Origin of the sequence: uncultured Zhongshania sp., from assembly GCF_963975605.1 — a bacterium.
GTDB lineage: Bacteria > Pseudomonadota > Gammaproteobacteria > Pseudomonadales > Spongiibacteraceae > Spongiibacter > Spongiibacter aquimaris.
On record NZ_CAXBHN010000030.1, the window covers coordinates 19,656 to 30,607 of the forward strand.

Below are 10,952 nucleotides of genomic sequence, written 5' to 3' on the forward strand. Positions count from 1 at the left end.
CAGCACTCGCGCTGAGCTTTTTTACATCCGGCGTCAGACGCCCGTCGCCTAGCTGGAACCCAGAAACCCCACCTGCCGCCACGCTTCATAACTTACCAGCGCCACGGTATTCGACAAATTCAAGCTGCGGGACGTACCGATCATCGGGACTTTCAAGCAGTGCTCAACCCCCAAATCATCGCGAATATTCTGCGGCAGGCCAGCGGTTTCGGAGCCAAATAACAGCACATCACCGGCTTTAAATTCGGCGTCTGCGTAGCTGCGGCTACCCTTGGTAGTTAGGGCAAAGATACGCCGACCGGCCATTTCTTGCAGAAAACTTTCATAATTCGCATGCCGGCTGACCCGAGCTAAATCAGCGTAATCCAATCCTGCCCGGCGAAGTTTCTTTTCTTCGAGATCAAAACCCAGCGGTTCAATTAAATGCAGGTGACAGCCATTATTCGCGACGAGACGAATAATATTACCGGTATTGGGCGCAATACGCGGTTCATGCAGGGCAATATGAAACATGGGGGTATTGGGCAACGCTAGACTTGATCAGCCCAGCGTCGCCAGCTCACCTAGTGAGTAGTTGGTTCAGCGGCCGCTTTTTGCTCAGCCTGCTGCTGCGCTTGACGATAAAGCGCCTCAAAATTAACCGGCTGAAGAGCAAGTGCAGGGAAACCACCTTTCACCACTAATGCGTCAACTGCTTCACGCAAATACGGGAACAACATATTGGGGCACGCTATGCCAAGAAGCTGACGCAATTGCTCGCCCTCTATGCCTTCGGCCAGAAACAAACCACCCTGGTGAATTTCTACCAGGAATGCCGTCTCGTCATCTTCCAGCTTAGCGGTAATGGTAACGGTAAGAATAACTTCGAAATTATTCTCAGCAACGGGATTACTGCGGGTATTCAAATCGACCTGAATTTTCGGTTTCCACGCCTTGGTGAAAATCACCGGTGCACTTGGCGATTCAAACGACGCGTCTTTAACGTATATACGCTGTAACGCAAACTTAGGTTGAGCGGGAGCTTGTGCTTCTTCTGCCATTATTTTCTACTTCCTAATTCTGGGTATAAACAAACAATATGGGCGCCATTGATAATTACAAGGCGAGCATTCCATCCAATTGCGCGCGACGCTCAAGGGCCATTAACTCATCACATCCACCGACATGGGTATCACCCACCCATATTTGCGGAACAGTTCGCTGACCCGTGCGAGTCAATAAATCACTGCGAAGGTCATTGCGGCCATCAACCGGAATTTCTTCAAACTTAACGCCTTTGCTAGTCAGCAACTGCTTGGCGCGTACACAATAAGGGCAGAATCGCGTTGTGTAGATTGTTACTTTCGCCAAAATCACTCTCCCCTATTTAAATCGTTAATACTATCTGTTCAACTATTTTACCAGTGGCATCTGCATTGCTTGCCACTCACCGATACCACCTTTTAGGCGGTGCACCTGCGTATAGCCTTTAGCACCGAGTTTTTTACCCGCGGCGCCGGAGTGCTGACCTAGCTTGCATACCAGCACGACGGGCTTTTCTTTGTCGGCAAGACCATCGATCTCTTTGTCTAACTTAGCAAACGGCAGGTTCACCGAGTCTAAGATATGTCCTTTACTAAATTCAGCTTTGTCGCGCAGATCAATCACCACCGCGCCCTGCTGGTTCAACAAGCTTACCATCTGCTGAGGCGTAATAGATTTGCCAGCACGCTTTGACTCGTGAAAACTTAACAGCAATAAGCACGAGATTAAGGCCGATATAAGTATCCACTGCTCAGCTACGAAAGGGATTAATTTTTCCATGAAAGCTCTCTTGATACGTCGCGGTGAACACAATTCGCGAAAAAAGCGAGAGTATACACTGCCACTGTGCAATTCTCACCCTTCCCTGCATAGCCGCCTTGTGCCTAAAAAGTTACAATGTTCCGCTAATTCCAGCCCATTTGAAGTGATTTATTATGGCCGACACGCAAACCAAAAAAACCGTGGTATTAATCATACTTGACGGCTTTGGCTACCGCGAAGACCCCAAAGACAATGCGATTTTCCACGCCAGGACGCCCAACTGGGACAGCTTGTGGGAGAAATCACCGCATACACTTATTTCTGGTTCAGGCTTAGACGTGGGACTACCCGACGGCCAAATGGGCAATTCTGAAGTCGGCCACATGAGCCTTGGCGCAGGTCGTATTGTTTATCAGAGCATTACTCGCATCGACAAAGATATCGCCGACGGTGATTTTTTTAACAATCCCACCTACGCCGGCGCCATAGACAAAGCGGCAACGGCGGGCAAAGCCGTTCATATACTAGGGCTGTTATCTAGCGGCGGCGTGCACAGCCATGAAAACCACATATTAGCGATGATGGAAATGGCCGCCAAACGCGGCGCCGAACGAATTTATGTCCATGCCTTTTTAGATGGCCGCGACACACCACCACGCAGTGCCGAGAACTCACTAATTAAAATAGACCAGAAATTTGCCGAGCTCGGCCGCGGTCGCACGGCTTCTGTTATTGGTCGCTACTACGCCATGGACAGAGATAACCGCTGGGACCGAGTAGAAAAAGCCTATAACTTGCTCACCCAAGCGAGCGCTGACTATCGCTATGACTCTGCCGGCGAAGCACTCGCCGCCGCCTATGCCCGCGATGAAAACGACGAGTTCGTCAATGCCTCGGTTATTCAATCTGCCCAGCAAGACGACGGCAGCATTAAAGATGGCGACACCGTTATTTTCATGAACTTCCGCGCCGATCGCGCCAGAGAAATCACCCGCGCCTTTGTCGACAAAGACTTCGACGGCTTCCAGCGCAAAACAGTCCCCGCCCTCGCCGAGTTTGTCATGACCACCGAGTACGCCGACAGCATTAAAGCCGCCGTCGCCTACCCGCCAGAAAAAATGCACAACAGCTTAGGTGAAGTGCTGGAAAAAACCGGCAAGACCCAATTGCGCATTGCCGAAACCGAGAAGTACGCCCACGTCACTTTCTTCTTTAGCGGCGGTCGCGAAGCACTTTATAAGGGAGAAGACCGGGAGCTCATCGCCTCACCAAACGTAGCCACCTACGACTTACAGCCTGAAATGAGCGCACCAGAAGTCACCGACAAACTGGTCGCCGCCATTCGCAGCGGCAACTACGACGCCATTATTTGCAACTATGCCAACGGCGATATGGTCGGCCATACCGGCGTATTTTCTGCCGCTGTAAAAGCCGTTGAAGCATTGGACACTTGTATAAAGCGCGTTACCGATGCCGTTATCGAAATGGATGGTCACTGCCTGATCACCGCCGACCACGGCAACTGCGAACAAATGGTCGACTACGATGCCGGTCAAGCACACACGCAACACACCACCGAGCTTGTGCCATTGGTCTACGTTGGCAACAAGCACGGCGCGCTGCAAGAAAAGGGCGGCAAGCTAGCGGATATTGCACCTACCATGCTGGCACTGATGTCCGTCGATCAGCCCGCTGAAATGACCGGCACAAACCTACTGCGTGAAGCCTGATCAAGGTGCTGCTGCGCGCCGTCAGTTTTCGCACACTATGCGCGGCTTTATTGCTGTTTTGCGCTATGGCCGCGGCCGCAGATAACGACAACACGCAGCGCCAACTCAATAATCTTAACGACAAGATTGGCTCCCTAAAAAAATCGATTAATAAGCAGCAGCAAGATCGCAGCAGCACCGCAAAAGCGCTGCGCACCATAGAAAAAGATATCGGTGAACTAGCGGCAAAACTGCGGCAAACCAGCAGCAAGCGCGAACAACAACAGCGCAAACTGGCCGAGCTAGAATCTCGCCAACAGCTGCTTCGCAAACAGCAAGTGAATCAAAAGGCGCTAATTGCAGAACATGTTCGCAATGCTTATACCTTAGGCAAAGAAAGCCAGTTGAAAATGCTGCTAAACCAAGAGCAGCCAGAAAAGCTTAGCCGCACACTTACCTATTTCGACTATTTCAACCGTGCCCGCAGTGAAGAACTGACTAAATACCGCGACACCCTCTCGGAATTAGACTCGCTAAAGCCAAGCATAGAGGCGGAAGCTCAGGCGCTTGCAGAAACCAGTGCAGAACTTAAACGCCAACAGCAAAGCTTGTTGCAGCAAAAGCAGCAACGCGCGAACGCGCTGGCGGGGATAGATCGTGAAATTCTAAATAAAACCAGCTCCCTGAATACCCTCGACAAGGAACGGAAAGGTTTAGAAAACGTCTTACAGGCCGTTGAGCGGGAAATCACTAATATCGTGATACCCGAAAACTATAAACCCTTTAATGCCATGCGCGGCAAAATGCCTTGGCCGGTAAGAGGTAAGCTTCTCAATCGCTACGGCGCATCCCGGCAAGGCAGCGCGGTGACGTGGCAAGGCATTCAAATTGCCGGCAACGAGGGAGACTCGGTACTATCCATACACAATGGCCGCGTGGTATTTGCCGACTGGCTGCGCGGAGCGGGCTTGCTGATTATTGTCGACCACGGCGGTGGCTACCTCAGCCTATACGCCCACAACCAAAGTCTGCTGCGCACCGAAGGTGACTGGGTTAAGGGTGGCGAGGCCGTCGCAACGGTAGGAAATAGCGGCGGACAACGCCAAGCTGGGCTTTATTTTGAGATTCGCTACAAGGGCCAACCCACCGACCCGCGCCGGTGGTGCCAATAAGGGCGAAGTATTCGCAGAAAAAGCGAGATACAATAACTTTCGATTGACGTCGTTCCAGGAATTTAGGTCATGCCACACTTTTTTCGCCAAACCTTAACCGCTCTTATGCTTGTGCTATTAGCCGCTCCTATCGGCGCACTCGCAGACGAGGCGGCAAGCGCCGACACCGCCGCGGAGCCACAGGGGCAATTACCGCTGCAGTCCTTGAGAAACTTTGCAGACGTATTCAACCAAATTCGCCTGAGCTACGTGGAAGAAGTAGACGACAAAACCCTACTTGAAAATGCGATCCGCGGCATGCTCAGCGGGCTAGACCCACACTCTGACTACCTCGACGCCAGCTCCTTTGAAGACCTTCAAAATCACACCACCGGCGAGTTCGGCGGGCTTGGCATCGAAGTCGGTATGGAAAATGGCTTTATCAAGGTTATCACCCCCATAGACGACACCCCCGCGGCTCGCGCTGGCATTCAAACCGGCGACCTCATTATTCAAATCGACAACAAGCCAATTAAGGGCCTGAGCTTACAAGAAGCAGTCACCCTGATGCGCGGGCCAGCTGGCAGCAAGATTGTTGTAACTATTTTACGCAGCGGCATCAGCGCGCCGTTTGAAGTGCAACTCAAGCGCGACGTCATTACGGTGGCCAGTGTGCGCGGTGAAATACTTGAAGCGGGCTACGGCTACATCCGTATTTCCCAATTCCAGAACCGCACCGGCCAAGACCTTAAAAAAGAACTCAGCAAACTGAAATCAGGCCGCGAGCCGCTGAATGGCTTAGTCCTAGATTTACGCAACAATCCCGGCGGCTTGTTACAAGCCTCAGTGCAAGTGGTGAACGAGTTTATTAACGAAGGCCTTATTGTTTACACCGAGGGGCGACTGCCCAATGCGTACAGCCGCTTTATGGCCAGCGCCACCAACCCCGCCGACAGCACACCGATGGTGGTATTGATTAACGGCGGATCGGCGTCCGCCTCTGAAATCGTCGCCGGTGCGCTGCAAGATCACCGCCGCGCGGTCATTATGGGTACCCGAAGCTTTGGCAAAGGTTCTGTGCAAACCGTGCTGCCCCTGTCAGAAGAGAGCGCGATAAAACTAACTACCGCCCGTTACTTTACTCCGAGCGGAAGATCAATTCAGGCACAGGGTATTGAGCCAGACATTATTGTGGAGCGCGCCAGAATCGAGGCATTAACCACTAGCGGTATCGAGATCACTGAAGCCGATTTGGCCGGCCACCTTGGCCGTGGTGACGGTAAAGAAAGCACCAGTGTCAGCCGCAAGGCCGAAAAGGGTAAGCGCGAAGATTTAGCCGCCGACGACAATCAACTTTATGAGGCGCTGAACTTGCTAAAAGGCATGTACATCATGACCAAGCCGAAAACCGCCCTTGTTGAAACAGCTATTCAGTAACATTATTTCAGACACAAAAAAGCGGGCATATTGCCCGCTTTTTTGTGTCTGCTGCTGAAATTACAAACGCACTTCTATCCCGCGCGCCGCCATATAGGCTTTAGCCTCTGGCACGGTGTACTCTCCAAAATGGAAAATACTCGCCGCCAGCACGGCATCGGCCAAGCCTTCGGTAATACCCGCGACCATGTGATCCAAATTACCAACGCCGCCAGAGGCAATGACTGGCACAGGCACCGCTTCCGAAATAGCGCGGGTCAGCGCCAAGTCGTAACCCGCTTTGGTACCGTCGCCATCCATACTGGTTAACAGCACTTCGCCGGCACCGTTGGCGACCATTTTAATTGCCCACTCCACCGCGTTAATTCCCGTTGGCTTGCGCCCGCCGTGGGTGAAAATCTCCCAGCGCGGCCGACCATCGGCTTCATCGGCAACACGTTTGGCATCTATCGCAATAACAATACACTGAGAGCCAAAACGATCCGCCGCCTCTTTAACAAAGTCTGGCCGGTGAATCGCCGCCGAGTTAATGCCAACTTTATCAGCACCGGCATTTAGCATGGCGCGAATGTCTTTAATCTCGCGAATACCGCCGCCCACCGTGAGTGGAATAAACACCTCTGTGGCAATTTGCTCTACGATGTGGGCGGTTGTCTCGCGGCCTTCATGCGTCGCGGTAATATCTAGAAAAGTGATTTCGTCGGCGCCCTGTTCGTTGTAGCGCTTGGCAACTTCAACAGGATCACCGGCATCGCGAATCCCTACAAAATTAACGCCTTTTACAACGCGCCCCTTGTCTACATCGAGGCAGGGAATAATACGTTTAGCCAAAGCCATATTGCTTTCTCATCCTGTCCGCTATTAGCGATTGTCGTCGCAGTAACGCTGCGCTTCGGCTAAATCGAGTTCGCCTTCGTAAATCGCGCGACCGGTAATTGCACCCAATATACCCGCCTCAGCAACCGCGTTTAGCGCCCGAATATCATCCATATTGGTCACGCCGCCAGAGGCGATCACCGGTAAACCAGATGCTTTCGCCATCGCTACAGTGGCCTCAACATTTACGCCCTGCATCATGCCGTCGCGACTAATGTCGGTGTAGACGATGGAGCTAACGCCATCTTGCTCAAAACGCTTGGCCAATTCCGTCGCCAATAATGTCGACACTTCTGCCCAGCCGTCGGTGGCAACCAAACCGTCTTTAGCGTCTAAGCCAACAATGACGGAACCCGGAAATGCCTTACACGCCTCGGCAACAAATTTCGGCTCTTTTACCGCTTTAGTACCTATGATCACGTAGTTAACACCCGCCTCTAAATACTGCTCAATGGTATCTAAAGAGCGAATGCCGCCGCCTATTTGTATCGGCAGATCTGGGTAAGCTTTAGCGATGGCCGTTACCGCTTCACCATTCACCGGCTTGCCTTCAAAAGCGCCATTAAGATCAACCAAATGCAGACGACGACCGCCCGCGGCAACCCAGCGCGCCGCCATTTCGACGGGGTCATTACCGTATACCGTAGAGTCGCCCATTTCACCTTGACGCAGGCGCACGCATTGGCCGTCTTTTAAATCTATTGCGGGGATAATCAACATAATAAAAACCTAAAAATAAATTCTGACGACGAGATCAATCAGTTACCGGAAAGAAGCTCGCCACGGGGCGATCCCAATTCAAGAAATTACGCAGCAGGCGCAGGCCAGCTTCACCGCTTTTTTCTGGGTGAAACTGGACGGCAAACACGTTTTCACAGGCAAGCGCTGCGTGAACCTGCACGCCATAATCGGCGGTGCCAGCCACAAAGTCGGGCGCATCTACGTAGTAGCTATGCACAAAGTAAAAGCGGCTATCGTTGGCAATGCCGGCCCACAGCGGATGCTCAATAGTTTGAGCAACGTTATTCCAGCCCATATGCGGCACCTTAAGGCGTGTACCCGCGCTGTCATGCAAATCGCTACCAAAAAACTTGACCGCACCGGGCAGAATATCCAAACACTCAACGCCGCCATTTTCCTCACTGCTTTCCAGCAGCGCCTGCATGCCAAGACAGATTCCGAGCATTGGCTTTTGCGCCGCCACCTCTTGAATCACTTCATCAAGGCCACGGGCTTTTAGTTCGGCCATGCAGTCGCGAATAGCACCAACACCGGGGAAGATAACGCGATCAGCGCCAAGAATGGTCTCTGGGCAGTCGGTGACAATCACCTTAACGCCGTCACCCACTTTTTCGAGAGCGCTGGCTACCGAATGTAAATTACCCATGCCGTAATCAACGACGGCAACGGAAGAAGAACTCATACCGATAAATCCTAGAGACTGCCCTTGGTAGAAGGCGTAATACCCGCCATACGCTCGTCGGCCTGCAAAGCCATGCGCAGTGCGCGACCAAATGCTTTAAACACCGTCTCCGCTTGGTGGTGGGTGTTTTTGCCGCGCAGATTGTCGATATGCAGCGTCACTTTGGCGTGATTTACAAAGCCGTGGAAAAACTCAGAGAACAAGTCCACATCGAAACCGCCAACACTGCCGCGAGTATAAGGCACGTGGTATTCCAAACCGGCACGGCCAGAAAAATCGATCACCACCCGCGACAAGGCCTCGTCCAGCGGCACGTAAGCGTGGCCGTAGCGAGTAATGCCTTTCTTATCGCCCACAGCCTCGGCAAAAGCCTGACCCATGGTAATACCGATGTCTTCTACGGTGTGATGCGCATCAATGTGAAGATCACCTTTGGCGTTGACCACCAAATCAATCAGGCCGTGACGTGCGATCTGATCCATCATATGATCTAGGAAAGGAACCCCAGTTTCAAAATGAGACGTGCCCGTGCCGTCTAGATTTACTGACACGGTAATTTGGGTTTCCAGGGTGTTACGGCTGATCGTAGCTTTGCGCTCGTTCATCGACGCCTCATCGGTTATTTGCTTACAATAGCGTATTATAAAAAATCCCGACCCGTATTACACCAAGCAGAAACGTACTAAATGCCTGTATACGCAGAAATAATCACACAACCCGATCCTCAGGATGCGGCTGACCTCGAAATACTGTACCCCAACGACAGTGTAAAACTGCTGGCGTCGGCTAATTCAGGCAAGCTAATTATCTACGGCGGCCGTTTTAATGGCCGAATCTTGTCCGCCTTCACCCTCACCCCCATCTATGGAGGCGACTACCAAATAGCACGACTGTCCGTGCGCGAAGTCACCCGCCGCAGAGGTGTTGCAAGGCAACTAATCATTCAGGCGATGAAGCAATTACCCAAGGATCTGCAGTCAATTTCTGCCGACTTGCGCCGCGCGCCAGAGCTGGTCAATCTATTTTCAGAACTAGGCTTTGTCTCCAATAACAGCCTCTGGTGCTGGCAGCGCAATACCTAATGAAAGCCAGCAATAAACCTATCTTCAGCCAGCAGCTGCTGGCATGGTTCGACATCGCCGGCCGCAAAGATCTGCCCTGGCAGCAAAACATCACGCCGTATCGGGTGTGGGTATCTGAAATCATGCTGCAGCAGACCCAGGTCACCACCGTCATCGACTACTACCAGCGCTTTATGGTGCGCTTTCCCACAGTGCAGAGTCTTGCCGACGCGCCAACTGACGATGTCCTCGCCCTCTGGACCGGCCTTGGCTATTACGCCCGCGCCAGAAACCTCCATAAAGCAGCCAAACTCGTCTGCGAAGAATTTAACGGCGAATTTCCACACGACCACGAACTACTTCAGCAACTCCCCGGCGTAGGCCGCTCCACCGCAGCCGCCATCTACTCTATTGCCTGCAATGGCCGCGCGCCGATACTCGATGGCAACGTTAAACGGGTACTCACACGCTATGCAGCCATCGACGGCTGGCCAGCCTTAAAACACGTCGAAAGCCAATTATGGGATCTAGCCGAAGAGCTCACCCCGGAGAACCGGGTAGCCGACTACACTCAGGCCATCATGGATCTCGGCGCCACACTCTGTACCCGCAGCAAGCCCCAGTGCCCAAGCTGCCCCGTGCAAAGTAACTGCCAGAGCTTCGCCAACAACACTCAAACTAACTACCCCAGCAAAAAGCCGAAGAAACAAATACCGACTCGGCAGGTTCACATGCTGATTATTGAAAATAATCGCGGCGAAATATTACTAGAACAGCGCCCAGACAGCGGCATATGGGGTGGCCTGTGGAGCTTTCCTGAAGCGGCAAACGTCGACGAACTCGACCACTACCTCGACAAAAACCTCTGCTCAGCCAGCACCACGCAAAACTGGCCCGTTATGCGCCACACTTTTAGCCACTTCCACCTGGACATCACCCCCGTCCATGTCCGCCTCCAAAACGAAATCACCGCAGTCATGGAAGCCAAGCCACAGCTTTGGTATAAGAGACACCCTGAACAACAAGTCGGCCTCGCCGCGCCGGTAAAAAAACTGCTAGACGCTGTCTTCAGCTCAGATTTATTAAGAGAAGCCCCACTATGACCCGCACCGTATTCTGCAAGAAATTCCAGCAAGAACTCGATGGCCTGGACAAGCCGCCCTACCCAGGCCCAAAAGGCCAAGACATCTTTGAAAACGTCTCCAAAAAAGCCTGGGAAGAATGGCACGCCCACCAAACCATGCTCATAAACGAAAAGCACCTGAGCATGATGGACCCCGCTTCACGGAAATTCCTACAGGCTGAGATGGAAAAGTTTCTATCCGGCGAAGACTACGAAAAAGCCGAAGGCTACGTACCACCCAGCGAATAAGTCTCTGTTTCAAGGGCTTGACTCGCTGTTTCGGAACAGGTTTAATACGCGCCTTCTGAGAGGCAGCCAAAGCCCTCAAACTAGGCCCAGATAGCTCAGTCGGTAGAGCAGAGGATTGAAAATCCTCGTGTCGGCGGT

Annotated in this window: 14 protein-coding genes; 6 read left to right on the forward strand and 8 right to left on the reverse strand. The window is 52.4% G+C overall.

Annotated elements, in window-relative coordinates:
* Positions 1 to 48: 48 nt before the first annotated feature.
* From AAC007_RS16295 to AAC007_RS16310, 4 genes are read right to left on the reverse strand one after another with little or no spacing between them, the layout of a single operon-like run.
* Positions 49 to 513 carry a tRNA (cytidine(34)-2'-O)-methyltransferase gene (locus tag AAC007_RS16295; RefSeq protein WP_339678177.1) on the reverse strand — a complete coding sequence of 155 codons (465 nt, stop codon included), beginning with the start codon at positions 511 to 513 and terminating at the stop codon, positions 49 to 51.
* A 50-nt stretch (positions 514 to 563) separates the two neighbouring features.
* A complete protein-coding gene (gene secB / locus AAC007_RS16300; RefSeq protein ID WP_219042964.1) occupies positions 564 to 1,040 on the reverse strand; it encodes a protein-export chaperone SecB in 477 nt (158 codons plus the stop codon).
* Positions 1,041 to 1,095: 55 nt separating this feature from the next.
* Entirely contained in the window at positions 1,096 to 1,350 is a 255-nt protein-coding gene (grxC, locus tag AAC007_RS16305; RefSeq protein ID WP_219042965.1) for a glutaredoxin 3, read from the reverse strand.
* Positions 1,351 to 1,392: 42 nt separating this feature from the next.
* Entirely contained in the window at positions 1,393 to 1,803 is a 411-nt protein-coding gene (locus AAC007_RS16310; RefSeq protein ID WP_295874401.1) for a rhodanese-like domain-containing protein, read from the reverse strand.
* Positions 1,804 to 1,958: 155 nt separating this feature from the next.
* On the opposite strand from AAC007_RS16310, the gene gpmM reads away from it, so the two are divergent.
* From gpmM to AAC007_RS16325, 3 genes are all read left to right on the forward strand, one after another.
* Positions 1,959 to 3,515, forward strand: a complete 1,557-nt coding sequence (gene gpmM / locus AAC007_RS16315; protein WP_339678169.1) for a 2,3-bisphosphoglycerate-independent phosphoglycerate mutase — start codon at positions 1,959 to 1,961, stop codon at positions 3,513 to 3,515.
* Between the two features lie 65 nt (positions 3,516 to 3,580).
* Positions 3,581 to 4,666 carry a peptidoglycan DD-metalloendopeptidase family protein gene (locus AAC007_RS16320; RefSeq protein WP_339678171.1) on the forward strand — a complete coding sequence of 362 codons (1,086 nt, stop codon included), beginning with the start codon at positions 3,581 to 3,583 and terminating at the stop codon, positions 4,664 to 4,666.
* 69 nt (positions 4,667 to 4,735) lie between these two features.
* Positions 4,736 to 6,082 (forward strand): S41 family peptidase, encoded by a 1,347-nt coding sequence (locus AAC007_RS16325; protein ID WP_339678172.1) that lies wholly within the window; start codon positions 4,736 to 4,738, stop codon positions 6,080 to 6,082.
* Between the two features lie 60 nt (positions 6,083 to 6,142).
* Here the strand turns inward: AAC007_RS16325 and hisF are convergent, their stop codons facing one another.
* The 4 genes from hisF to hisB are packed head-to-tail and all read right to left on the reverse strand — an operon-like array spanning position 6,143 to position 8,986.
* Positions 6,143 to 6,919, reverse strand: a complete 777-nt coding sequence (gene hisF / locus AAC007_RS16330) for an imidazole glycerol phosphate synthase subunit HisF (protein WP_295874411.1) — start codon at positions 6,917 to 6,919, stop codon at positions 6,143 to 6,145.
* A gap of 24 nt (positions 6,920 to 6,943) precedes the next feature.
* The gene (hisA, locus tag AAC007_RS16335; protein WP_295874413.1) at positions 6,944 to 7,678 is read right to left on the reverse strand and encodes a 1-(5-phosphoribosyl)-5-[(5-phosphoribosylamino)methylideneamino]imidazole-4-carboxamide isomerase; all 735 of its coding nucleotides are present in this window, start codon (positions 7,676 to 7,678) and stop codon (positions 6,944 to 6,946) included.
* Positions 7,679 to 7,712: 34 nt separating this feature from the next.
* Positions 7,713 to 8,381 (reverse strand): imidazole glycerol phosphate synthase subunit HisH, encoded by a 669-nt coding sequence (hisH, locus tag AAC007_RS16340; RefSeq protein ID WP_295874416.1) that lies wholly within the window; start codon positions 8,379 to 8,381, stop codon positions 7,713 to 7,715.
* Between the two features lie 11 nt (positions 8,382 to 8,392).
* Complete coding sequence (hisB, locus tag AAC007_RS16345) at positions 8,393 to 8,986, reverse strand: imidazoleglycerol-phosphate dehydratase HisB (RefSeq protein WP_219042972.1); 594 nt, start codon at positions 8,984 to 8,986, stop codon at positions 8,393 to 8,395.
* A gap of 81 nt (positions 8,987 to 9,067) precedes the next feature.
* Between hisB and AAC007_RS16350 the strand changes: the two genes are divergently transcribed.
* Genes AAC007_RS16350 through AAC007_RS16360 form a run of 3 tightly spaced genes read left to right on the forward strand, consistent with a single transcriptional unit; the run spans position 9,068 to position 10,814 of the window.
* A complete protein-coding gene (locus tag AAC007_RS16350; RefSeq protein ID WP_295874421.1) occupies positions 9,068 to 9,463 on the forward strand; it encodes an acetyl-CoA sensor PanZ family protein in 396 nt (131 codons plus the stop codon).
* Positions 9,463 to 10,545, forward strand: a complete 1,083-nt coding sequence (mutY, locus tag AAC007_RS16355) for an A/G-specific adenine glycosylase (protein WP_339678176.1) — start codon at positions 9,463 to 9,465, stop codon at positions 10,543 to 10,545. The genes AAC007_RS16350 and mutY overlap by 1 nt, the downstream gene beginning before the upstream one ends.
* Positions 10,542 to 10,814, forward strand: a complete 273-nt coding sequence (locus AAC007_RS16360; protein ID WP_159240573.1) for an oxidative damage protection protein — start codon at positions 10,542 to 10,544, stop codon at positions 10,812 to 10,814. The genes mutY and AAC007_RS16360 overlap by 4 nt, the downstream gene beginning before the upstream one ends.
* Positions 10,815 to 10,952: the final 138 nt, after the last annotated feature.

Bases quoted from the DNA above. Each gene is read 5' to 3' on its own strand.
- AAC007_RS16295 (WP_339678177.1), bottom strand. From the start codon at position 513: ATGTTTCATATTGCCCTGCATGAACCGCGTATTGCGCCCAATACCGGT.
- secB (WP_219042964.1), bottom strand. From the start codon at position 1,040: ATGGCAGAAGAAGCACAAGCTCCCGCTCAACCTAAGTTTGCGTTACAG.
- AAC007_RS16310 (WP_295874401.1), bottom strand. From the start codon at position 1,803: ATGGAAAAATTAATCCCTTTCGTAGCTGAGCAGTGGATACTTATATCG.
- gpmM (WP_339678169.1), top strand. From the start codon at position 1,959: ATGGCCGACACGCAAACCAAAAAAACCGTGGTATTAATCATACTTGAC.
- AAC007_RS16320 (WP_339678171.1), top strand. From the start codon at position 3,581: ATGGCCGCGGCCGCAGATAACGACAACACGCAGCGCCAACTCAATAAT.
- AAC007_RS16325 (WP_339678172.1), top strand. From the start codon at position 4,736: ATGCCACACTTTTTTCGCCAAACCTTAACCGCTCTTATGCTTGTGCTA.
- hisF (WP_295874411.1), bottom strand. From the start codon at position 6,919: ATGGCTTTGGCTAAACGTATTATTCCCTGCCTCGATGTAGACAAGGGG.
- hisA (WP_295874413.1), bottom strand. From the start codon at position 7,678: ATGTTGATTATCCCCGCAATAGATTTAAAAGACGGCCAATGCGTGCGC.
- hisH (WP_295874416.1), bottom strand. From the start codon at position 8,381: ATGAGTTCTTCTTCCGTTGCCGTCGTTGATTACGGCATGGGTAATTTA.
- hisB (WP_219042972.1), bottom strand. From the start codon at position 8,986: ATGAACGAGCGCAAAGCTACGATCAGCCGTAACACCCTGGAAACCCAA.
- AAC007_RS16350 (WP_295874421.1), top strand. From the start codon at position 9,068: ATGCCTGTATACGCAGAAATAATCACACAACCCGATCCTCAGGATGCG.
- mutY (WP_339678176.1), top strand. From the start codon at position 9,463: ATGAAAGCCAGCAATAAACCTATCTTCAGCCAGCAGCTGCTGGCATGG.
- AAC007_RS16360 (WP_159240573.1), top strand. From the start codon at position 10,542: ATGACCCGCACCGTATTCTGCAAGAAATTCCAGCAAGAACTCGATGGC.